Here is a 21,354-nt window from a genome sequence, read left to right as displayed (position 1 = left end):
CCCGCGGCGGAACTTCCTCCCCCAGGACGAAACAGGCATCAACCTCCAGAAGGAGAAGCACCTTGACAGGCCATTACATTTGTCACGCCGCGGTCCAGCCGCCGTCCAGGGGGATCGATGCTCCGGTGAGGCAGCCGGTGTGCGGGCCGCAGAGCCACAGGACGGCGGCGGCGACCTCCTCCGGTTCGATCAGCCGTTTCACGGCGGAGCGGCCGAGCATCACCTCGGTGACGACCCGGTCGGCGTCGATGCCGTGGGCGGCGGCCTGGGCCGCGATCTGCCGCTCGACCAGCGGTGTGCGGACGTAGCCGGGGTTGACGCAGTTGCTGGTGACCCCGTGCGGGGCGCCTTCGACGGCCGTGACCTTGCTCAGCCCTTCGAGGGCGTGCTTGGCGGTCACGTATCCGGCCTTGTACGCGCTGGCCCGCAGGCCGTGCACGCTGGAGATGTTGACGACGCGGCCCCAGCCCCGGGCGTACATGTGCGGCAGGATGCGGCGGAGCAGGAGGAACGGGGCGTGGACCATCACCCGCTGGAGGAGTTCGAACCGGTCCGGGGGGAATTCGGTCAGCGGCGCGACGTGCTGGAGTCCGGCGTTGTTGACCAGGATGTCGACCTCGTCGGGGAGTTCCCCGACGGGGGCGGCCCGCGCCAGGTCGGCCACGTGGGCCCGGCCGCCGATCGCCTCGGCGACGGCTTCGGCCGCGGCGGCGTCGATGTCCACCACGTGCACGCGGGCCCCGGCGCCGGCGAGCGCGGTGGCGCACGCCCGCCCGATCCCGCTCCCGGCCCCGGTGACCAGGGCGGTACGGCCCGTCAGGTCGATGCCTGCGGCGGCTGCTGTCCCGTGGGAGCCGGGAGGGATGGCGCTCGTCATGACGGGAATCATCGGCGACGCCCGGAGCCCGTTCCCATGTGCGCGGACACCACAGTCCACCGCCGGGATGTGTCGGCGGGGGCCTTCTCAGGCGGTGCGCGGGTACGGCGCCCGGGCGCGCGGCGAGTACAGGACGGGCAGGTGGGAGTCCCGAACGGCAGCCGGTACAGGCCGTCCCGGCTCCGGCCGGGGCGCGTCCTTTACGGTGTCCCCATGGGCATACGAGGGGTCCCCCGCCGGGCCTACCGGTACGTGGGGCCCGCGGGGCTCCTGGCGCTGGTCCGGCCGGGGAGCGGGGGACCCGGCATCCGGTCGGCGGCGGATTTCGGGGCTTGGGTCTCGGCGCTGCCCGCGCGGGAGTTCGCCGAGCCGTTCACGTTCGTCGTCGACACCGCCGGTGTGCTGCGGCTCGCGCCGCGCCGCAGCGAGCACGTCGTGTGTGCGGGCGGCGCGCCGGTCCTGGCCGCCGGTGAGATGGGGTTCTCCCGGGCGTCCGGCGCGTGGGCGGTGGGCGAGGTCAGCAACCAGTCGACCGGCTACTGCCCCGACGCCGGCTCGTGGGGGGCCGTGGCGGACGCGCTGGACGCGGCCGGGATCGGGCACCCGGGCGGGTACACCCACGAGGTGGTGTTCCGCAGGTGCCCCGCCTGCCGGGAGCTCGGCATCGTGCGCGAGGACGACTTCGTGTGCGTCTTCTGCGACGGGCCGCTGCCCTCCCGGTGGAACGTCGACGGCGACGCGGAGCCGGCGGCTACCCCAGCAGGTCCAGGAGCGGGGTGAGGCCGTGCGGCCGCCGGTCGACCGGCAGGTGGTCGACGAAGTGGACCGGGCAGCCGAGCGCGGCGGCGCCGCCGTCCGCGGTGCGGTCGTCGCCGACCATCAGCACCTCGGCGGGCGGCAGGCCGAGTGCGTCGCAGGCGGTCCGGAAGATCAGCGGGTCGGGCTTCTGGACGCCCAGCTCGTAGGAGAGCACGTACGCGTCGACCAGTTCGTCCAGGCCGTGCGTGCGGAAGATGGGCCGCAGGTCCCATCCGATGTTGCTCACGACGGCCACCGGCACGCCCCGCCGCCGCAGTTCGCGCAGCGTCGGTGCGGTGTCGGCGTAGGGCCGCCAGGCGGCGGGGCTCATATGGCGGTCGTAGAGCGCCCCGGCCAGCTCCGGCGCCGGCAGGCCGGCCGCCAGCGCCAGGCCGCCGTAGGCCGCCCGGTGCCGACCGGCACTCACATCCCGTTCGTGCCACACGGCTTCGAGGTGCGCGGGGACCTGCCGGGGAGCGCAGCCGCCCGGCAGGGCTCCGTACTCCGTCAGCCGCCCCGCCGTCTCGCGGAACTCCTCGTCGGACAGCCGGATGCCGGTCGCCGCCAGGCCCGCGCCGAGCCAGTCCTCGGTCGACTCGATGCGCAGCAGCGTGCCGGAGAAGTCGAACATCACTCCTCTGATCATGTGGTGATCGTATGCCAGGCCGGGCGCCGGGCGCCCCGGTCAGGTGGTGGGGTGCAGGCGGGACGGGGAGGGCGGTGAAGCGGGCGGGGCCGCGTCCACGTTGGCGAGTGCGCTGCCGGCCAGCCAGCTGCGCCAGTCCACGTTCCAGTCGCCGAAGCCGTTGTCGAAGGGGGCCATCTTCTCTCCGCCGCTGTTGACCACCTCCACGATGTCGCCCTCGCGGACCGTCTCGAAGAACCATGCGGCATTCTCGGTGCTCATGCCCGTGCAGCCGTGGCTGACGTTCTCCTCGCCCTGCGCCTCGACCGACCAGGGCGCGGCGTGGATGTACTCGCCGCTCCAGGTGACCCGTGTCGCGTAGGAGACGGGCAGGTCGTAGAACTCCTTGGTGCCGCGCTTGATGCCGACGGTGTCGCCGCGCATGCGGACCTTGGACTCCTTGCGCAGGACGACCTTGATGCCGCTGCGGGTCCTGAACCCCTCCTTGCCGGTGGTGACGGGGATCGTCCTGATGACGCGTCCGTTGCGGCGCACGGTCATCCGGTGGGTGGCGGAGTCGGTGACGGCCTCGATCCGGTCCCCGATGGTGAACTGCAGGTCCTCGGAGGGGCCGCCGTAGGCGTGGTCCCCGACCTCGACCCCGTCGAGTCCGCTGCGCACACGGACCACCGTGTGCGCGGGCCAGTACGTACGGGGCCGGAAGTGCAGGGTCGACTCGTCCACCCAGTGCCAGGCGCCCTCCACGTGCGGCTCCGAGGTCACCTCCAGCGCCTGCTCCAGCCGGGCCCGCGCCACGGGGTCGCCGGCGGGGACGGGCCTGCTGAGGGCGGCCGTCACGATCTCCCCGGCTCCGTACGTGCCGGGGCCCGGCCCGAACTCGACGGTCAGCCGGCCCCCGTCCGCGGGTGGCGCCGTCCGGAAGGCCATGGTCACACCGACCGGGCTGCCGGCCGCGTCCTGCGCGCCGACCTGCACGGTGTACGTCTCCCCCGCGCGCAGCGACTCGGTGTTCAGCCAGCGGTCGCCGTGCGGGCCGAGTTCACCGGACAGGTGGCGGCCGTGCCCGTCGTGCACGGTCACGTCCGTGATGCGGCCCGGTTCGGTGAGCGTGATCTCCAGGGGGCCGCCGGCGTCGGTGGGCAGCACCTCCGCCCAGGCGGCGTCGGCGACAGCGGGCTCCTCCAGGACGGATCCCCTCCCGCGCGAGGTGGCCCGTACGCGCTGCTCCTGCCAGCCGTCGCACAGCCCGCGCCGCAACACCCGGGCCGCGCACCGCCCTTCGCCGGCCCCGTGGGCTCCCTCCAGCACTCTCCCCACCAGCAGGGTGACCGCCGCTTCCCGCGGGCGGCCCGCCGGCTTCGCGTCCGCGGTGTCCGCATCGGGCGCCCTGCCGGGCGCTGCGGCGACGACCAGCATGGCCCCCGTCACCGCAGCCACCGCGCCCCACGCCTTGGTCGGTTGTGTCCGTCGCTTTCGTGGCATAGCCGTATCAAACCGATGGAGAGCCAACCTGATGATCATGCGCTCGGTCCTGGGGCCGAACGGGCACCGGAAGTGAACTCGTACGGAGCACACACCCCACCGACCCGGCCGGACGGGACCGCGGAAACCCGCGTGCCTCCGGGCGGCTCCGTACGGACAATGACCGCATGCCTGTACGCGTGGTACGTCCGGAGGAACTGACCGCTCTCCAGGACATCGAGAGGGCCGCCGGGCGCTGTTTCCGGGACATCGGCATGCCGGAGATCGCCGACGACGAGCCGCCGGCGGTCGGCGAGCTGGCCTTCTACCGGGAGGCGGGGCTCGCCTGGGTGGCGGTGGACGGGGCCGACGCCCCGGTCGCCTATCTGATCGCCGAACACGTGGACGGCAACCTCCACGTCGAGCAGGTGTCCGTGCACCCGGACCAGGCCCGCCGGGGCATCGGCCGCGCCCTGCTGGATCACCTGGCGGGGTTCGCGGTGGGCGGGGGCGTGCCCGCGCTGACGCTCACCACCTTCACCGAGGTCCCGTGGAACGCCCCGTACTACGTCCGCTGCGGATTCCGCGCCCTCGGCGAGGGCGCGCTCACTCCCGGCCTGTGGGAGATCCGCGCGCGCGAGGCGGCACACGGCCTGGACCGGTGGCCCCGCGTGTGCATGCGGCGCGACCTGTGAGACCGGGGCGGACCCCGGACCCCGGACCCGGTGCTTCGCCGACCGCGAACCGGGGTCGCGGTCGGACCGACGGTGTGCTGGGGTGGGCGGATGGATCTTCTGATACTGGGCGGGACCGCGTGGCTGGGCCGTGAGATCACGCGGCAGGCGGTGGGGCGCGGGCACGACGTGACGTGCCTGGCGCGCGGTGAGAGCGGCGAAGTCGCCCCCGGGGCACGGCTGGTGACGGCGGACCGCAAGGACCGGTCCGCCTACGCCGAACTGGTGGACCGCGACTGGGACGCCGTGCTGGAGGTGTCGTGGCAGCCGGCGTTCGTGCGCGACGCGCTCGTGGCGCTGGCCGAGCGGACCCGGCACTGGACGTACGTCTCGTCCGTCAGCGCCTACGCCGACCACGGCGCGGTCGGTGCCGACGAGTCGGCGGCGCTCCTGGCGCCCACCGGGCAGCAGTACGCGGGGCGGGAGGAGTACGGGGAGGCCAAGGTCGCCTGCGAGGCCGCGGTGCGCGCGGCGGTCGGCGACCGTCTCGTCGTCGCCAGGGCCGGCCTGATCGGCGGCCCGGGCGACCACACCGGGCGCTCCGGGTACTGGGTGGCCCGCGCCGCCCGCGCGGTGGACCGGCCCATGCTCGTACCGCGCTCCCCCGGCCTGCCGACGCAGGTGGTGGACGTGCGCGATCTCGCGGGCTGGTTGCTGGACCTGTCGCAGGAGGGCACGGTCGGGACCTTCGACGCCGTGGGGCCCGTCGTGCCGTTCGACGAGTGGGTCGACCTGTCGCGCCGCGTGGGCGGTCACAGCGGGGACGTCGCGGAGGCGGACCCGCAGTGGCTGCTGGACCGGGAGGTCGCACCGTTCATGGGGCCGGAGTCGCTGGCCATGTGGATGCCGGACCCGCAGTGGGCGGGCTTCTGCGCCCGCAGCGGAGCCGCGGCGCGCGCGGCCGGGCTGCGGCACCGGCCGCGGGCGGAGATGATCGCGGACCTCCTGGAGTGGGAGCGCGCCCAGGGCCTGGACCGCACCCGCCGGGCCGGCCTGAGCTCCGGCCGCGAACGCGAACTCCTCGCCGCGCTCGGTCGCTAGGGCGGCCGCGTCGCGGCCCGGCCGGGTTCAGCGCCGGGGCCTGGTGGCGACGGCGGCCCCGATGCGGAGGGTCCGGGCGTAGGTGCCGCCGGGGTCGTGGTCGAGCAGGGCCCGGCGCAGCTCCGTCTCGAAGGCGGCCATGCGGTCGCCCAGCCGGTCCGGGCCCGACGAGGAGAAGGAGAGCTGGAGGCCGATCACCTGGTCCACGGTGTGGCGGACGGGCTGGTCCCACTGGTGGGTCTCGACGCGGGAGAGCGGCGACTTCGCCAGCCGGTCGACCAGATCGTCCCAGTCGTCCCGGCCTGACTGCCCGGGCTGGCCGGGCTGGCCGGGCCGACCGGGTCCGAGGAAGCGTTCGCGTACCTCCTCGACCACGGTCAGCCAGGCCGGCCGCGGGTCGCCGGGCCGGTACAGCGACTCGACGACGGCGACCCCGCCCCGGGGAGCGAGCACCTCGTCGAGGTCGGCGAGGACCCGCTCGCGGTCCATCCGGCGGAAGGCCCTGCCGATGACGCACAGATCGATCCGGGGCAGGCACAGCCGGGTGACGCAGGCGTCGTCGCCGCGCAGCCACGAGATGTTCGTGACGCCGCGTTCCTCGGCGAGCCGTGCCCCTTCGGCGAGCATCGCCGGCTCCGGGTCGACGGCGTACACGTGGTCGGCCAGGGGGGCCAGGGGCAGGCCGAGCGTGCCGGGGCCGGCGCCGAGGTCCAGTACCGTCTGGGAGCCGTCGAACGCGAAGCGGTCCGCGAGCAGGGTGTGGAACTCCCTCGGGTACGGGGGCCGGTAGCGGGCGTAGTAGGGAGCGGCGGACGCGAACGGGGTGCTCATGGGGTCCTCCTTCCGGGGTTGCACCCGCCGATCGTGGAGCACGCGGCCGGCTTCCGCGTGCGCCAGGCGCCCCGAATCCCCCGAACGGATGTCTGCGAGGCCCCCGGGACGCCATTCTCCCGTCATCCGGCGTTCCGGCGGTGTTCGCCCGGCGTTTCCCGGCCTACGCCGGAAGGCGCTTCGGGTCGAGGGCCCGCCGGCGCGAGCCGATGGAGTCGGGGTCCCAGCCCGGACGGGGCACCGACGCCAGCAGCAGCCGGGTGTACGGGTCGCGGGGCGCGGCGAGGAGTTCGGCGACCGGGCGGTGTTCCATCGTCCGGCCCCGGTACATGACGAGGGCCTCGTCGCAGACGTAGCGGACCACCGCCAGGTCGTGGCTGACGAAGACCAGCCCGATGCCGGTGTCGCGCCGGATGTCCGACAGCAGGTTGAGGACCTGTGCCTGGACGGACACGTCCAGGGCGGACACCGCCTCGTCGAGCACGAGGACGGCGGGTTCGACCGCGAGCGCCCGGGCGATCGCGGCGCGCTGGCGCTGCCCGCCCGAGAGGTGGCGGGGCAGGGCGGCCGCCTCCCGGTCGCCGAGGCCCACTTGGGACAGCAGCTCCCGGACCCGGGCCGCCCGGGCGGCCCGGTCGCGGGAGCCGTGGAGCCTCAGTACGCCGTCGATGGTCGCGCCGATGCCCATCCGGGCGTCGAGTGAGAGGTAGGGGTCCTGGAAGACGATCTGGACGGCCTTGGCCCGGGCCAGCCGAGCCGCCTTCCCGCGGACGGAGTCGGCCGCCGGCCGGCCCTGTACGAGGATCCGGCCCGCGTCGGGGCGTTCGAGGCCGATGAGCATCCGGGCGGTGGTGGTCTTCCCGGATCCGGATTCGCCGACGATGCCGAGGGCGCCGCCGGGCCGGAGGGTGAAGGAGAGGTCGTCGACGGCGACGACCTCGGTGCCGCCCGTGCGGTAGGTCTTCCGCAGGCCGCTGACCTCCAGGAGCGGGGGAACGGGGTCGGTGGTCAACGGTCCTCCTTGCGGGACGCGAGGGAGGCCGCCGCGGGCGGCGACTCCACGCGGTGCGGGGGCAGTTCGGCGGTGCGGTGGCAGGCCACCTCGGCCGGCCCGTGCCGCTCCGGCCGGGGCGCGGACCGGTCGCAGCGGCCCGGCTCGGCGGACCGGCAGCGGGGGGCGAAGGCGCAGCCGGGGGCGGACTCCAGCAGGCCCATGGGGGCACCGGGGATGGGGGTGAGGCGGGCGAGCGGGCCGTGCAGGGGCGGGGAGGAGCCGAGCAGGCCGGCGGTGTACGGGTGGCGGGGTGCGGCGAAGAGCTCTCCGACGGGCCCCGACTCGACGATCCTGCCCGCGTACATCACGTAGATCCGGTCGCTGACGGCGGCCGCGAGCTCGATGTCGTGGGTGATCAGGAGCAGGCCGAGGCCGCGTTCGCGCTGGAGCCGGCCCAGGACGGCGAGGATCTCGGCCTGCGTGCTGACGTCGAGGGCGGTGGTGGGTTCGTCGCAGAGCAGGAGCCGTGGTTCGGTGGTGAGGGCGGCGGCGATCACCACGCGCTGCAGCATGCCGCCGGACAGCTCGTGCGGGTACTGGTTCAGGTGCCGGGCGGGGTCGGGCAGGCCGACGGCGTCGAGCAGTTCGGCCGCCCGGACGGCGGCCCGGGTCCTGGACCAGCCGTGGGCCAGGCGCAGCGGCTCGGTGAGGAAGTCCCCCACGCGGCGCACGGGGTTGATGGCGGCGCGGGGATCCTGGTAGACCATCGCGGCCTTGGCGGTGCGTACGTCGCGCAGGCTCGCGGCGTCGGCTCCGACGAGGTCGGTGCCTGCGACGCTCACCCGGCCCGTGATGCCGGCGCCGGACGGGAACAGGCCGAGGGCGGCACGGGCGGTCACCGACTTGCCGGAGCCGGACTCGCCGACGAGGGCGACGACCTCGCCGGCGCCGACGTGCAGGTCGATGCCGTCGAGGATCGGCCGGGCCGTGGCGGGCAGGGTGACGCTGAGCGCGTCGTATTCGAGCAGCGGCATCAGGAGTCCCTCCCGGCGAGCCGGTCGCCGAGGCTCTCCCCGACGACGTTGAAGGCGACGACCACCAGGACGACCGCCACGGCCGGGGCGATCGCGGACAGCGGCTGTCCCTGGAGGACGGCGGCCTGACCTTGGTTGATCATGGCGCCCCAGTCGGGGGTCGGCGGCTGGACGCCGAGTCCGAGGAAGGAGAGGGCGGCGAGGTCGAGCAGGGCGTATCCGAAGTTCACCGTCGACTGGGCGAGCAGGGTCGGGGCGATGTTGGGGAGCATCCTGCGGACCGTCACGAACAGGGCGGAGTGCCCCTGGACCCGGTAGGCGGCGATGTAGGGCCGGGCCTTCTCCTGCACCGCCAGGCTGCGCACCAGGCGCGCGGTGTACGGCATGTAGGCGAGGGCCATGGCGATGACGGGCGCGGTCATCCCCTTGCCGAAGAGGGCCACCGCGAGGATGGCGAGCAGCAGCGCGGGGAACGCGAACACGATGTCGAGGACCCGGCCGGTCACGGCGTCGATCCATCCGCCGCGCCAGGCGGTGAACAGGCCGACGGCGATGCCCAGGACGGTGGAGAAGACCACGACGGCGAGGGGTCCGGCGAGGCTGGTGCGGGTGCCGGCGATCAGGGCCGAGAGGGTGTCGCGGCCGCCTTGGTCGGTGCCCAGCCAGTGGTCGGGGCCCGGGCCCAGGAGGGTGTCGCCGAGCCTGCCGAACGTCGGGTCGTGGGGGGTGAGCCACGGCGCCAGCAGTGCCACCAGGACGAAGAGGGCCAGGAGTGCCAGGCAGGCCCGCCGGAGGGGGCCGCCGCCGAGGACGCGCAGCCGGGCCAGGGGGCGGCGGGCGGCCCCGGCCGCCGGTGCGGGGTGTGCGCTCATCGTGCACTCCCCGCAGCCGCCGTGCGCGGATCGATCAGCGGCTGCACCAGGTCCACGAGGGCGTTGACCACGACGAAGGCGGCCACGACCAGCAGCACGATCGCCTGGACGACCTGGAAGTCGAGCTGGTCCACCGACTGGACGAGCAGGGAGCCCACTCCGGACATCCCGAAGGCGGTCTCGACGATCGCCGTGCTGACGAGCATGCCGGACACGAGGAGGGCGGAGACGGTCACGATCGGGCCCAGCGCGTTGCGCAGGACGTGGCGCCGGATGACGGTCCGGCGGGGAGTACCGCGGCTCAGGGCGACCTCGACGTGCTCGCGCCGCAGTTCGTCGAGCATCGCGGAGCGGGTCACCCGGGTCACCAGCGCCACGAAGGTCACGGACAGGGCGGCGGCCGGGAGGACCACGTGGTGGAGCCGGTCGAGGAGGCCGGTGCCGTTGCCGATGGTCGGGAACCAGCCGAGCTGCACGCCCAGTACCGATCGGAGCAGGAGGGCCGCGACGAAGGCGGGCGCGGCGGCCCCCACCGTCACCAGCAGCATCAGGGAGCGGTCGGTGCGCGATCCGCGGCGCAGGGCGCCGACGATGCCGGCGCCGATCCCGAAGACCCCGATCATCAGGGCCGACACGCCGATCAGCAGCAGGGACGCGGGCAGCCGCGACCAGATGACCTGGGCGACGTCCTGGTGCAGGAGGTACGAGCGGCCCAGGTCGCCCTGCAGGACGCCCTCCAGCCAGTGCCAGTACCGGACGAGGAACGGCTCGTCGAAGCCGTACTGGCGGCGGATCTCGGCGAGTTCCCCGGGGCCGGCGCTGCGCCCCTTCACCAGGAAGGACGCGGGGTCGCCGGGCGCCAGGAACAGCGAGGAGAAGACGAGGAAGGAGGTGACGAGCAGGGTCGCCGCCATGCCGGCCAGTCTGCGCAGGACGCGTGCGGCCCGTGCCGCGACGGCCGTCATCCGCTCGCGCCGATCTCGGCGGCCCACGGGTAGTACAGGTAGGCGATGGAGGGCTGGACGCCGGTGATCCGCTTGCCGAGGAAGACGCTCACGGGCTGGGTGTAGAGGGGCAGCCAGGGCAGTTCGCGCAGGGCGATGCGCTGGGCCTCGGCGTTGGCGGCGGTGTGTTCGACGGGGTCGTAGCTGGCGACGGCCCGGTCGACGGCGGCGTCGAAGGCGGGGTCGGACCAGCCGCCGTAGTTGCTGAACGCGTCGGTCCGCAGGACCCCGTACATGTCGAGCGGGTCGGTGATGGAGGTGTTCCAGAAGGTCAGGAAGAGGTCGATGCCCTCGCGAGCGGCCGGGTCGGTGAAGAGCGTCGTGTACTTCTCGGCGGAGACGGAGTCGATCTGGGGCTTGAGGCCGATGGCCGTGGCGGCCTGGGCGACGGCCTGGGTGATGATCGTCGTCTGGGAGTCCAGCGGGCTCGTCGCGATCACGACCTTCTGACCGTTCACTCCGGCTTCGGCGGCGAGCGCCTTGGCCTTGGCGGGGTCGTAGGGGTAGCGGGGGAGGTCGCGCCGGATCGCCTCGCGGGTCGCGGCGGGCGCCTCGTTCCAGAGGTTGTCGGTAACGAGGGAGTGGGCGACCTCCCCGACGCCGCCGACGCCGGCCTTGAGGATGCCCTCGCGGTCGATGGCCATGAGGAGGGCCCGGCGCACCCGGGCGTCGCCCAGCGGGCCCTTGAGGTTGCTGACCACCTCTTCGGCGACGGTGGTGTTGCGGCCGAAGTAGAGCTTTCCGGCCGTGGTGTCGCGCAGTCCGGCGTACGCGTCCGCCGGGACCATCCAGCCGCCGTCGACCTCGCCGCTCCGGAAGGCGTTGACGCGGGTGGTCGCGTCGGCGAGGAAGACGAACTTCACCTGGCCCGCCCTGGCCTTGAGCGCCGGATTCCAGTAGTCGCCGAAGCGCTCCAGCGTGAGCGACTGGCCGGAGGTCCACGAGCCGAAGGAGAAGGGGCCGGTGCAGTTCACTCCGGTCTGCGGATTGCCGTAGTCGTTGCCGGACTTGGCGAGGGTGGCGGCGGACTCCACGGTGCCGGGGCCTGCGGCGAGGTACTTGTTGAAGGTGGAGTCGGGCTGCGTCAGGGTGACGGTGACCTCCAGCGGCCCGGTGCGGTCGACCGACTTGACGTTGCGGAAGGGGTTGGCCCAGACGCTCGCCGTCTGCGGGTCGAGGTTGCGGCGCAGGGAGGCCACGACGTCGTCGGCGGTGAGCGTCGTGCCGTCGTGGAAGCGGACGCCGGGGCGGATCTGGTAGACCCAGGTGGTGGGGGTGGGGTTGGTGTACGAGGTCGCGAGGTTCGGCGAGGTCGTCAGGTCGGGGTTCCAGCGCAGCAGGCTCTCGCAGACGTTGGCGAGGATCTGGTTGGGCGGGAAGTCGTAGGCGTGCGCGTAGTCGAGGGTGGTCGGCTCGGCGTAGATCGACCAGGTGAAGGAGTCCACGTCGCCGACGGCGGCGGGGGTCTTGTCGGTGAGCTGGAAGGCTGTGGCCGGTCCCCGGCCCCGGTCGGCGGTGCCGGATCCGGTGCAGGCGGTGGTGACGAGCAGCATGCCGGCGGCGAGGGCGGCCGCCGCGGCGTTGCGGATGGCGCGGCGCCGGCGCGGCGGCGTTCCCGATGTGTCTGGTGACATCGTCTGGCTCCCTGAGGGATGAGCGTGGAGGGGTGGGTGGTGCTCGGCCGGTGGCGGGCCGGCCGGTGGCTGCCCGGTGGGTGCGCGGTGTTCAGTCCTTCGCGGTGAAGACGGGTTCGCCGTCGAGGTAGGTCCGCAGCACCCGGGTGTCGGCGATCTCCGCGGCGGGGTGGGCGAAGGGGTCGCGGTCGAGGACGACGAGGTCGGCGTACTTGCCCGCCTCGACGGTGCCGGTGACGTCGTCGAGGTGGTTCACCCAGGCGCTGCCCGCGGTGTAGGCGGTCAGCGCCTGCGCGAGGGTCAGGGCCTGTTCCGGGAAGAACGGCGGCATGGGTCCGCAGGCCCGGGCCGGGTCGAGGTCCTCGACGGGGACGGCGCGGTTGACGGCCACGTGCACGCCCCAGAGGGGGTTGGGGCTGCTGACTGACCAGTCGCTGCCCGCGACGAGGCGGGCGCCTGCCCGCCGCAGGTCCCCGAACGGGTACTGGAGGGCGGCCCGTTCGGGTCCGAGGAAGGGGATGGTGAGCTCGTCCATCTGCGGTTCGTGGGCGGCCCAGAGCGCCTGGATGTTGGCGGCGGCGCCGAGGGCGGCGAACCGGCCGATGTCGTCGGGGTGGACGAGTTGCAGGTGGGCGAGGTGGTGGCGGTTGTCGTTGGCCCCGTTGGCCGTGCGGGCCGCGGCGAGCGCGTCGAGCACCTCGCGCACGGCGCGGTCGCCGAGCGCGTGGAAGTGGAGCTGGAAGCCGGAGCGGTCGAGCCGGGTCACGGCTTCGCTGAGCAGTCCGGGGTCGATGAAGCTCAGGCCGGAGTTGGCCGTGGCGCAGCCGCAGCGGTCGAGGTAGGGCTCCAGCAGGCCGGCCGTGAAGTTCTCGGCGATGCCGTCCTGCATGATCTTGATGCTGGTGGCGCCGAAGCGGCCGACCCGGCCGGCGCGGCGGCGTTCCTCCAGTTCGGGGATCTGTTCCAGGCCGCGTTCGCGGTCCCACCACAGGGCGCCGACGACACGTGCGCGCAGCGAGCCCTCGCGGGCGGCGCGCAGGTAGACGTCGTAGTTGTCGGGGTTGCCGGGGAACGCGCCGATCATCGCGTCCTGCCAGCCGGTCACGCCGAGGGAGAAGAGGTGCTCCTGCGCGGCGAGGAGGCCGGCGTACGCCTCGTCCGGCGTGGCGATGGGCACGTGGCGGGCGACGAGGTCCATGGCCCCCTCCTGGAGGGTGCCGGCCGGGGTTCCGTCCGGCTCGCGCTCGATCCGGCCGTCGACCGGGTCCGGGGTGGTGCGGTCGACGCCGGACAGTTCGAAGGCGCGGGTGTTGGCCCAGGCTCCGTGCCCGTCCCGGTTGGTGAGCATCACGGGCCGGTCGGGTACCACCGCGTCGAGCATGGCTCGCGTCGGCGTGCCGCCGGGGAAGGCGTCCATGGACCAGCCGCCGCCGCGGATCCACTCCGCGCCGGGGTGCCGCCGGGCGTGTCCGGCCACGACCGCGAGGTAGCCGTCGATGGTGCGCTCCGCGCTCAGGTCGCAGCCGAGCATCTGCACGCCGGCCACGACCGGGTGGACGTGCGCGTCCTGGAAGCCGGGGGCGAGCAGTCCGCCGCGCAGGTCGACGACCTCGGTGCCCGTGTCCGCGAGGGAGCGCACCTCGTTCTCGGCGGCGACGGCGAGGATCCGCCCGCCGGCCACGGCGACGGCGGCGTCGACGGGGGCCGGACCGGTCCCGGTGAACACCTTTCCGCCCACGAATACGGTGTCGGCCCGCTGCCTGTTCTTGGACATCGACGCATCCTCCGGCTCGGCGGGCGGACCCGCACGGCTTGTTTGTTGAGGAGGAGTGAACGGGAGCGCAACATTGTTGTCAACGGTGTTGCGCTCGCTCCGTTCCAAATCGATACACTGACCGCACCATGCCGAAGTCATCCGACACACCAGCCCGGTCCAAGCGCGCGGGCAGCCAGCTCACACCGGACGCGATCATCGAGGCGAGCCTGCGCATCGCGGCCCGCGGCAGCGAGGACGCCTTCACCGTCCGCCGCCTCGGCGAGGAGCTCGGCGCCGACCCGACGGCGATCTACCGGCACTTCCGCGACAAGGACGAACTCCTGCTGTCCGTCGCCGACCGCACGCTGGGCGAGGTCCTCGACAGCATCCCGGAGGGCCTCGGCTGGAAGGGGCGGCTGCGGGCGCTCGCGGACGGCTCGCTGGAGGTCGCGCTGAAGTACCCGGTGGTCGGGTCGACCATGGCCAGCCGGACCACCCGGCGGCCGAACGAGTTCCGGGTGGTCGAGCTCATCCTGGGCGCCGTGATGGAGGCCGGGCTCGACGGCGCCGAGGCTGCCGTGCACTACCGCATGGTCGGCGACTCGCTCCTCGCGTACGTCGGCCAGCGCGCCGCCTACCTGCTGTTCGACCCGGACGTCCGGGCGGCCGACGAGGCCTCCTGGAGCCGCGAGTACCGCCTGGTCGACGCCGGGGGATTCCCGAACATCACCCGCCTGAGCACACAGCTGGCCGAGGTGACGGACGATGAGATCTTCCGGGCCAGGGTCGAGGCCCTGATCACCGCGATCGAGAAGCGGGTCGAGACTCTCCGTACCGCGCAGGGGGCGCCGTCCGCAGGGGCGTAGGCCCCGGCCGTCCGCAGGCGTTCAGGCCCCCGGCCGTCCGGAGTGCGGTGGTCACGGCCGCGGTGCACGCTGGAGGTGACGAAGCACGGTGGCAGCCCCGGCCGCCGCAGACCCTGGCGATCCCGGGCTGTCGCGGCACCGGGACACGGGCCGGGAAGGCGCCGCCCCGGCCACGTGCCGGATCCCGGTCCGAGCGAGGGAGCCACGTGTGAACGCATACCCGCCCATCGCCGACCACGGAATGGTCGGCGACCTCCAGACCGCCGCGCTCGTGTCCTCGCAGGGCACGGTCGACTGGTGGTGCACACCGCGGTTCGACTCCCCCAGCGTCTTCGGGTCCCTTCTCGACAGCGAGCGCGGCGGCTACTGCCGGCTCGCCGCCGACCTCGCCCACGAGCCCGGAACCGTGGTCCGCCAGCTCTACCAGGCGGACACGGCCGTGCTGGTCACCCGGTACATGGGCCCCGGCGGAGTCGGCGAGGTCGCCGACTTCATGGTTCCGCTGGACACCACCACGCCGACACCGCGACACCGGCTGGTACGGGTGGTACGCGTGGTGCGGGGCAGCCTGGACTTCGACCTCGAGTGCCGCCCGCGGTTCGACTACGGGCGCGCACCCCACACGTTCGAGGAGCTCGACCGGACCTCGGTCGTCTTCCGCGGGCCGGGCACGCAGCTGCACCTGCAGGTCGCCACGGCCGCCGGCCCCATCGTGCTGCGGCGCGACGGCGAGGACCTCACCTCCCGCTTCACCCTGGCCGCCGGGGAAGTGGCCGCCGTGGTGCTGACCAGCGACGCGGAAGACGGCCCCGCACCGCCTCCGCTGTCGGCCGAAGGGATCAGCGCCGAACTGCAGGCCTGCCGCACCTTCTGGCACACCTGGCTGCGCTCCTGCACCTACCGCGGCCGCTGGCGCGACATCGTGCACCGGTCGGCTATCACCCTCAAACTGCTCACCTACGCCCCCACCGGCGCGCCGATCGCCGCGCTCACCATGGGACTGCCCGAACAGGTCGGCGGCGAGCGCAACTGGGACTACCGCTTCGCCTGGGTCCGGGACGCCTCCCTCTCCGTCAAGGCCCTGACCGACCTCGGGTTCGTCGAGGAGGCAGCCGCCTTCCGCCGCTGGCTGCTCGACCGGCTCGCAGCCGGCGGCACCGCCTCGGGCGAGCCCCTGCAGATCATGTACCGCATCGACGGCGAACCCCATCTGACCGAGGAGATCCTGGACCACCTCGACGGCTACGCGGGCTCCAAGCCGGTGCGCGCCGGCAACGCGGCCGCCGACCAGATCCAGCTCGACATCTACGGCGAGGCCTCCGACGCCCTGGCCCAGACCCGCGACATGGGCGGGATCAAGGGGTGGATGGCGTACGCGAACGTCCTGGACTGGCTCGCCGACCACTGGGACCGTGCCGACGAGGGCATCTGGGAGACCCGGGGCGGCCGCCAGAACTTCACCTTCAGCCGCCTCATGACGTGGGTGGCCTTCGAGCGGGGCATCCGCCTCGCCTCCGCGTTCGCCCGGCCCGCCGACATCGACCGGTGGACGAAGGTCCGCGACACCGTCTTCGCGCAGATCGTCGAGCGCGGCTGGAACGCGGACAAGAAGGCCTTCGTCCAGCACTACGACACCGACGTGCTGGACGCCTCGCTCCTGCTCATGCCCCGGGTCGGGTTCCTCTCCCCCACCGACCCGATCTGGCTCAGCACCCTTGAGGCCATGGACCGCGAACTGGTCAGCGACAGCCTGGTCTACCGCTACAACCCGGAGGCCTCCCCCGACGGACTGCGCGGCTCGGAGGGCACCTTCAACCTCTGCAGCTTCCTCTACGTGGAGGCGCTGGCCCGCGCCGGCAAGCCGCAGGAAGCGCGGTACGCCTTCGACAAGATGCTCACCTACGCCAACCACGTCGGCCTGTTCGCCGAGGAGATCGGCCCGTCGGGCGAGCAACTGGGCAACTTTCCCCAGGCGTTCACCCACCTCGCGCTGATCGCGGCGGCCCTCGCCCTGGACGAGCAGCTGGACAGGGCGGAGGAAGGCGGCGGCGCCGGTGGCTGAGCCCGCCGCTCCGGGCCGGACGCCGGGCGCACGGCGCGGCGTACTGGCCCCGCTCGCCCTCGCGCAGTTCATCTGCAGCTTCGCCGGTTCCAACATGAACGTGATGATCAACGACATCAGCACGGACCTGGACACGACCGTCCAGGGCGTGCAGATCACCATCACAATCTTCCTCCTGGTGATGGCCGCGCTGATGATCCCGGGAGGCAAACTCACCGACCGGTACGGCCGCAAGCGGTGCTTCCTGGCCGGTCTCACGGTCTACGGCGTCGGCGCTCTGCTCAGCGCTGCCGCCCCGGGCCTAGGCGTCCTCATCCTCGGCAACTCGATCCTGGAAGGCGTCGGCACGGCGCTGCTCATCCCGCCCGTCTACATCCTCACGACGCTGCTCTTCACCGAAGTCTCCTCGCGCGCCCGCGCGTTCGGGACCATCATGGCGCTCGGCGGCGTCGGCGCGGCCGCGGGGCCGCTGATCGGGGGACTCATCACCTCGGGCATCGGCTGGCGGGCCGCCTTCGTCTTCCAGGCCCTGGTGATCGCCGTGATCATCCTGCTGAGCCGACGGATCGAAGACCCGCTGCCACCGGATCCCACGCGCCCCTTCGACACAGGCGGAGCCGTCCTGTCGGCCGTCGGCCTCATTCTCGTCGTCATGGGGATCCTGGCCGCCGACGACAACGTCTGGCTGATGGCCGGGCTGCTCGTCCTCGGTGCGCTCGTGCTGCTGTGGTTCTTCCGGTGGGTACGCGCCAAGGAGCGGGCGGGGAAGGAGCCGCTCCTGTCGACGAGCCTGTTCCGCGACCGCACCTCCAACCTCGGTCTGGTCACGCAGAACATCCAGTGGCTGCTGCTCATGGGGACGTCGTTCACCGTGGCGGCCTATCTCCAGGTCGTGCGAGGCTACGACGCGATCCGGACCGGCGTGATCTTCACGGCCGCCACCCTGGGCCTGCTCGCCACGTCGCTGGCCGCCGAACGCCTGGCGCAGCGGTACGCGCAGCGCGCCCTCATCATGACGGGCTTCGTCGTGACGATCGCCGGTATCTCCCTGCTGCTCGCCATGGTGAGCGGCTCCCCGAACCCCTGGGCCTTCGCACCCGGACTGCTGCTGATCGGCCTGGGCCTCGGCGTGATGCTGACCCCCTCGGTCAACATCGTGCAGTCGAGCTTCCCCGAGGAGCGGCAGGGCGAGATCTCCGGCCTGTCGCGCAGCGTGTCGAACCTTGGCTCCTCCCTCGGCACGGCGGTCGCCGGCACCATCCTCGTCGCCGGTCTCAGCACCCACGCCTACGGCGCCGCCATGGCCACCCTGGCGGTCCTGGGACTCGCCGGTCTCGCCGCCGCGGCCCTCCTCCCCCGGGGCCGGGCCCGGTCCCGGTCCCGGTCCGTCGCTTCCTGATCCTTCCGGACCGGGCCCGGGCCGGGCACGCGGTGCGCGCGTGCCTGCCCGGCCCGGTGCTCACTTCGACGGGGTCAGGCGCTCCCACAGGAAGGTGTGGACGAGGGCCTCGTTGAAGGCCGTCTGCCGGTGGTCGGTCGCGCCCGCGTGACCGCCGCCGATGTGCTCGTGGAACAGCACGGGGTGGCCCGCCTCGCGCAGCCGGGCGGCCATCTTGCGGGCGTGCCCCGGGTGGACGCGGTCGTCGCGGGTCGAGGTCAGCAGGAGCAGCGGCGGGTACGCGGGCCCGTCCGTCCGGATCCGGTGGTACGGGGAGATGTCCTCCAGGTGGGGCCGGTCGGCGGGGTCGTCGGGGTCGCCGTACTCGGCGATCCAGCTGGCGCCGGCGAGCAGCTTGTGGAAACGGAGCATGTCCAGCAGCGGCACGTGCGCGACGACCGCGCCGAACAGATCCGGTTCGCGGGTGAGCATCGCGCCCATGAGGAGGCCGCCGTTGCTGCCGCCCTCGATGCCCAGCTGGGCCGGGGTGGTGATGTCCCGGGCGACGAGGTCCCGGGCGACGGCGGCGAAGTCCTCGTACGCCCGGACCCGGTTCGCGCCGAGCGCCGCCCGGTGCCAGGCGGGACCGTACTCGTGCCCGCCGCGGATGCCGGCGACGACGTAGGTGCCGCCGCGCGCGAGCCAGGCGCGGCCGGTGACCGCGCTGTACGACGGGACCATGGAGATCTCGAAGCCGCCGTACCCGTAGAGCAGCGTGGGGCCGGGGCCGGACCGCTCCGCGGGTCCGACGACGAAGTACGGGACCCGGGTGCCGTCCGCGGAGGCCGCGAAGAACTGGCTCACGGTGAGACCGGCGGTGTCGAAGAGCGCCGGGCTCTGCTTGACGGGCTCGCTGTCGTCCTCGCCGCCGGCCGTGCCCCGGTAGAGGGTGGAGGGCTGGAGGAAGCCGGTGACGAGGTGGAAGTACTCGTCGCCCACGTCCGGGTCGGTACAGGTGACCGAGGCGGTGGACAGCGGCGGCAGACCGGGCAGCGGCGCGCGCCGCCAGCCGCCGGGGCCGGGGGTGAGCAGCTCCAGGCCGGAGGACACGTCGGCCCGGGTACCGAGGATGAGGTGGTTGCGGGTCCAGCTGTGCCCGGCGAGCGCGGTGCGCTCGTCCGGGGTGAACAGCACCTCGGCCTGCCGCGCTCCCGCCAGGAACGCGGCGAAGTCAAAGGCGAGCAGGCTGCCCGCGGGGTGGCCGAGCCACGGCGTCTTGGTGGTGACGGTCAGCCACTCCCGGTGGACGGAGGCGCTCGCGTCGTCCGGTACGTCGATCTTCACGGGTGCGCCGGAGGAGTCCTCGGGCAGGAGGAACAGCTCCTGGTTCCAGAAGTCGATCTGCCGGTGGACGAAGTCCCGCTCGAAGCCGGGGGTGTCGTCGTGCCAGCCGGAGGCGGACAGGTCGCAAGGGCGGCCCTCGTAGACGAGCTCGGCGGCGTCGAGGGGGGTGCCGCGGTGCCAGCGGCGCACCTGGAGCGGATAGCCGGACGTGGACATCGAGCCGGCACCGAAGTCGGTGCCGATCCAGACCCGGTCGTCATCGATCCAGCCGATCCGGGTCTTGGCCTCCGCGACCGTGAACCCGTCCGTGACGAACTCCAGGGAATCCAGGTCGAACTCGCGCACGACGCAGGCGTCGGCGCCGTCCCGGGAGAGCAGGACCAGGGCGCGGCGGTGCTCGGGGGCCAGGACCCGGCTGCCGGCCCACGCCCACTTCTCCCCTTCGGCCTCGGCCAGCGCGTCCAGGTCCAGGAGCACCTCCCAGGCCGGGCGGTCCGTGCGGTACTCCTCCAGGGTGGTGCGCCGCCACAGGCCTCGTACGTGGTCGGCGTCCTGCCAGAAGTTGTAGAGGTGGCGGCCGCGGCGGACGACGTGGGGGATCCGCCCGTCGTCGTCCAGCACCTCGCGCATCTCCTGTTCGAGCACCTTGAAGCCGGGGCCGCCGGTCAGCGCGTCCACGGTCTCGGCGTTGCGCTCCCGGACCCAGGCGAGGGCGTCCTCGCCGGATACGTCTTCCAGCCACAGGTAGGGGTCTTCATCGCTCATCAGGCGATTGTGCAGGAAGCGGCGGGCGGGTTCACTCGCCGGCGGGCCGCCGATCGCCGCGCCCATCCTCGCGCCGCGCTGCGCGCAGGGCCGAGTGGACCGACCAGACGACGGAGACCAGCGGGACCGCGACCACGGCACCGACCACGCCGGCGGCGATCGCGCCCGCGACCACCGAGATCGCCACGACCAGCGGGTGGAGGCGGACCGCCCGGCTCATCACCAGCGGATGGAGCAGGTGTCCCTCGATCTGACCGATGATCACGATCAGCGCGACGACGATCCCCGCGACGAGCGGCCCCTTCGCGGCGAGGGCGACGACCGCGGCGACCGCCAGCGCGACCGGTGACCCGATGAGGGGGATGAAGGCCGCGAAGAACTCCAGGAGCGCCAGCGGGACGGCCAGCGGGACCCCGAGGAAGTACAGGGCCAGCCCGACGAGGACCGCGTTCGTCGCCGCGACCACGACGATCCCGTGCGTGTATCCGGTGAAGGTGCGCCAGCCCGCGCGCCCGGCGACCGTCACGCGCTCCCGCGCCGTCTCGGGGAGCTGGTCGCAGAACCACGCCCACTGCCGGTCGCCGCCGTGGAGGAAGAAGAACGAGCAGAAGACCGCGAGGGCGAGGACGGTCAGGACATGGACGAGCCGCCCGGCTCCGCTGACCGCCTGGCTGAGCACCGTGGAGCGGTGGCTGGAGAGGTACTCGCCGATCCGGGACTGGACGTCGGAGAGCGCCTCCGGGTTCAGCCGGAAGGGCGGCTTCTCCAGCCACGCCTCGATGCTGGCCAGTCCCTCGCGGAACTCCCGGGCCAGGGTCGTGCTCTCCCCCGCCACCGCCTCGCCGACCAGGGTCAGCACGCCCAGCAGGATCAGCGCGCTGCCCATGAGGGTCAGGGCGACGGCGATCGTCCGGGGCACGGCCCGGGCCAGGCGCCGGGTGGGCACCCACAGCAGCGCGGTCACGACGAGGCCGAGGAAGACCGCGACGGCGATCTCGTGGAAGCGGCCGAGCAGGGCGAAGACCACATAGACGGCGGCGCCGACGACCAGCAGGCGCCAGGCGTACGACGCGGCCGTACGCAGGAAGGGTGACACCGGCGGCATGGTCCATGGGTGCCACGGCGGGCCCGCGATGCCACGCGCCGCGCCCCGGATTCGCCCGTCCGGGGCGGCCGGGCGGCGCAGGCCGGGTCAGGGGTCCGGCCGGGGGTGCCCGGCACGAATCCGGAAAAAACCCTTTGCCTGGGTCGGGGGCG

General features: G+C 73.3%; 18 protein-coding genes. 6 read left to right on the top strand and 12 right to left on the bottom strand.

The window, feature by feature from the left end:
• Window positions 1-82: 82 nt before the first annotated feature.
• The gene (locus tag E6U81_RS04280; RefSeq protein ID WP_136228712.1) at window positions 83-877 is read right to left on the bottom strand and encodes a 3-hydroxybutyrate dehydrogenase; all 795 of its coding nucleotides are present in this window, start codon (window positions 875-877) and stop codon (window positions 83-85) included.
• 213 nt (window positions 878-1,090) lie between these two features.
• Between E6U81_RS04280 and E6U81_RS04275 the strand changes: the two genes are divergently transcribed.
• On the top strand, window positions 1,091-1,657 hold the full coding sequence (locus E6U81_RS04275; protein WP_136228711.1) for a hypothetical protein: 567 nt from the start codon (window positions 1,091-1,093) through the stop codon (window positions 1,655-1,657).
• Here the strand turns inward: E6U81_RS04275 and E6U81_RS04270 are convergent.
• Window positions 1,629-2,321 carry an HAD-IA family hydrolase gene (locus E6U81_RS04270; protein WP_136228710.1) on the bottom strand — a complete coding sequence of 231 codons (693 nt, stop codon included), beginning with the start codon at window positions 2,319-2,321 and terminating at the stop codon, window positions 1,629-1,631. The genes E6U81_RS04275 and E6U81_RS04270 overlap by 29 nt on opposite strands.
• Before the next feature lie 39 nt (window positions 2,322-2,360).
• Window positions 2,361-3,803, bottom strand: a complete 1,443-nt coding sequence (locus E6U81_RS04265; RefSeq protein WP_240803621.1) for an Ig-like domain-containing protein — start codon at window positions 3,801-3,803, stop codon at window positions 2,361-2,363.
• 167 nt (window positions 3,804-3,970) lie between these two features.
• Between E6U81_RS04265 and E6U81_RS04260 the strand changes: the two genes are divergently transcribed.
• Together E6U81_RS04260 and E6U81_RS04255 are read left to right on the top strand one after the other, a co-directional pair.
• Window positions 3,971-4,477: a GNAT family N-acetyltransferase gene (locus E6U81_RS04260; RefSeq protein ID WP_136228709.1), complete on the top strand. Its 507-nt coding sequence runs from the start codon at window positions 3,971-3,973 to the stop codon at window positions 4,475-4,477.
• A 90-nt stretch (window positions 4,478-4,567) separates the two neighbouring features.
• Window positions 4,568-5,557, top strand: a complete 990-nt coding sequence (locus E6U81_RS04255) for an NAD-dependent epimerase/dehydratase family protein (RefSeq protein ID WP_136228708.1) — start codon at window positions 4,568-4,570, stop codon at window positions 5,555-5,557.
• A gap of 27 nt (window positions 5,558-5,584) precedes the next feature.
• Here E6U81_RS04255 and E6U81_RS04250 read toward each other — a convergent pair whose 3' ends face one another.
• The 7 genes from E6U81_RS04250 to E6U81_RS04220 all read right to left on the bottom strand — a co-directional run bounded on the left by E6U81_RS04250 (window position 5,585) and on the right by E6U81_RS04220 (window position 13,700).
• A complete protein-coding gene (locus E6U81_RS04250) occupies window positions 5,585-6,388 on the bottom strand; it encodes a class I SAM-dependent methyltransferase (protein WP_136228707.1) in 804 nt (267 codons plus the stop codon).
• A 163-nt stretch (window positions 6,389-6,551) separates the two neighbouring features.
• Window positions 6,552-7,400 (bottom strand): ATP-binding cassette domain-containing protein, encoded by an 849-nt coding sequence (locus tag E6U81_RS04245; RefSeq protein ID WP_136228706.1) that lies wholly within the window; start codon window positions 7,398-7,400, stop codon window positions 6,552-6,554.
• The gene (locus E6U81_RS04240; RefSeq protein WP_136228705.1) at window positions 7,397-8,416 is read right to left on the bottom strand and encodes an ABC transporter ATP-binding protein; all 1,020 of its coding nucleotides are present in this window, start codon (window positions 8,414-8,416) and stop codon (window positions 7,397-7,399) included. Before E6U81_RS04240 ends, E6U81_RS04245 begins: the two co-directional genes overlap by 4 nt.
• Window positions 8,416-9,288 (bottom strand): ABC transporter permease, encoded by an 873-nt coding sequence (locus tag E6U81_RS04235; protein WP_136228704.1) that lies wholly within the window; start codon window positions 9,286-9,288, stop codon window positions 8,416-8,418. The genes E6U81_RS04240 and E6U81_RS04235 overlap by 1 nt, the downstream gene beginning before the upstream one ends.
• Window positions 9,285-10,253 (bottom strand): ABC transporter permease, encoded by a 969-nt coding sequence (locus E6U81_RS04230; RefSeq protein WP_168714547.1) that lies wholly within the window; start codon window positions 10,251-10,253, stop codon window positions 9,285-9,287. Before E6U81_RS04230 ends, E6U81_RS04235 begins: the two co-directional genes overlap by 4 nt.
• Entirely contained in the window at window positions 10,250-11,926 is a 1,677-nt protein-coding gene (locus E6U81_RS04225) for an ABC transporter substrate-binding protein (RefSeq protein ID WP_240803620.1), read from the bottom strand. Before E6U81_RS04225 ends, E6U81_RS04230 begins: the two co-directional genes overlap by 4 nt.
• Window positions 11,927-12,017: 91 nt before the next feature.
• Complete coding sequence (locus E6U81_RS04220) at window positions 12,018-13,700, bottom strand: amidohydrolase (protein ID WP_136228702.1); 1,683 nt, start codon at window positions 13,698-13,700, stop codon at window positions 12,018-12,020.
• A 128-nt stretch (window positions 13,701-13,828) separates the two neighbouring features.
• Between E6U81_RS04220 and E6U81_RS04215 the strand changes: the two genes are divergently transcribed.
• The 3 genes from E6U81_RS04215 to E6U81_RS04205 all read left to right on the top strand — a co-directional run bounded on the left by E6U81_RS04215 (window position 13,829) and on the right by E6U81_RS04205 (window position 18,009).
• Window positions 13,829-14,548 (top strand): helix-turn-helix domain-containing protein, encoded by a 720-nt coding sequence (locus tag E6U81_RS04215; RefSeq protein WP_136228701.1) that lies wholly within the window; start codon window positions 13,829-13,831, stop codon window positions 14,546-14,548.
• Window positions 14,549-14,756: 208 nt separating this feature from the next.
• Entirely contained in the window at window positions 14,757-16,610 is a 1,854-nt protein-coding gene (locus E6U81_RS04210) for a glycoside hydrolase family 15 protein (protein ID WP_136228700.1), read from the top strand.
• A complete protein-coding gene (locus E6U81_RS04205) occupies window positions 16,603-18,009 on the top strand; it encodes an MFS transporter (RefSeq protein WP_136228699.1) in 1,407 nt (468 codons plus the stop codon). Before E6U81_RS04210 ends, E6U81_RS04205 begins: the two co-directional genes overlap by 8 nt.
• 60 nt (window positions 18,010-18,069) lie before the next feature.
• Here the strand turns inward: E6U81_RS04205 and E6U81_RS04200 are convergent, their stop codons facing one another.
• Complete coding sequence (locus E6U81_RS04200; protein ID WP_136228698.1) at window positions 18,070-20,097, bottom strand: prolyl oligopeptidase family serine peptidase; 2,028 nt, start codon at window positions 20,095-20,097, stop codon at window positions 18,070-18,072.
• A 31-nt stretch (window positions 20,098-20,128) separates the two neighbouring features.
• Entirely contained in the window at window positions 20,129-21,202 is a 1,074-nt protein-coding gene (locus tag E6U81_RS04195; protein WP_136228697.1) for an AI-2E family transporter, read from the bottom strand.
• Window positions 21,203-21,354 lie beyond the last annotated feature (152 nt).

Origin of the sequence: Streptomyces sp. A0592, from assembly GCF_004795115.1 — a bacterium.
Lineage (GTDB): Bacteria > Actinomycetota > Actinomycetes > Streptomycetales > Streptomycetaceae > Streptomyces > Streptomyces erythrochromogenes.
Note: the sequence above shows the minus strand (reverse complement) of the source record. Positions and strands in the feature narration are given on the sequence as shown.

What these genes read in the sequence shown, in the direction of transcription:
- E6U81_RS04280 (WP_136228712.1), bottom strand. Translation starts at nt 877, where the DNA reads ATGACGAGCGCCATCCCTCCCGGCTCCCACGGGACAGCAGCCGCCGCA.
- E6U81_RS04275 (WP_136228711.1), top strand. Translation starts at nt 1,091, where the DNA reads ATGGGCATACGAGGGGTCCCCCGCCGGGCCTACCGGTACGTGGGGCCC.
- E6U81_RS04270 (WP_136228710.1), bottom strand. Translation starts at nt 2,321, where the DNA reads ATGATCAGAGGAGTGATGTTCGACTTCTCCGGCACGCTGCTGCGCATC.
- E6U81_RS04265 (WP_240803621.1), bottom strand. Translation starts at nt 3,803, where the DNA reads ATGCCACGAAAGCGACGGACACAACCGACCAAGGCGTGGGGCGCGGTG.
- E6U81_RS04260 (WP_136228709.1), top strand. Translation starts at nt 3,971, where the DNA reads ATGCCTGTACGCGTGGTACGTCCGGAGGAACTGACCGCTCTCCAGGAC.
- E6U81_RS04255 (WP_136228708.1), top strand. Translation starts at nt 4,568, where the DNA reads ATGGATCTTCTGATACTGGGCGGGACCGCGTGGCTGGGCCGTGAGATC.
- E6U81_RS04250 (WP_136228707.1), bottom strand. Translation starts at nt 6,388, where the DNA reads ATGAGCACCCCGTTCGCGTCCGCCGCTCCCTACTACGCCCGCTACCGG.
- E6U81_RS04240 (WP_136228705.1), bottom strand. Translation starts at nt 8,416, where the DNA reads ATGCCGCTGCTCGAATACGACGCGCTCAGCGTCACCCTGCCCGCCACG.
- E6U81_RS04235 (WP_136228704.1), bottom strand. Translation starts at nt 9,288, where the DNA reads ATGAGCGCACACCCCGCACCGGCGGCCGGGGCCGCCCGCCGCCCCCTG.
- E6U81_RS04230 (WP_168714547.1), bottom strand. Translation starts at nt 10,253, where the DNA reads ATGACGGCCGTCGCGGCACGGGCCGCACGCGTCCTGCGCAGACTGGCC.
- E6U81_RS04225 (WP_240803620.1), bottom strand. Translation starts at nt 11,926, where the DNA reads ATGTCACCAGACACATCGGGAACGCCGCCGCGCCGGCGCCGCGCCATC.
- E6U81_RS04220 (WP_136228702.1), bottom strand. Translation starts at nt 13,700, where the DNA reads ATGTCCAAGAACAGGCAGCGGGCCGACACCGTATTCGTGGGCGGAAAG.
- E6U81_RS04215 (WP_136228701.1), top strand. Translation starts at nt 13,829, where the DNA reads ATGCCGAAGTCATCCGACACACCAGCCCGGTCCAAGCGCGCGGGCAGC.
- E6U81_RS04200 (WP_136228698.1), bottom strand. Translation starts at nt 20,097, where the DNA reads ATGAGCGATGAAGACCCCTACCTGTGGCTGGAAGACGTATCCGGCGAG.
- E6U81_RS04195 (WP_136228697.1), bottom strand. Translation starts at nt 21,202, where the DNA reads ATGCCGCCGGTGTCACCCTTCCTGCGTACGGCCGCGTCGTACGCCTGG.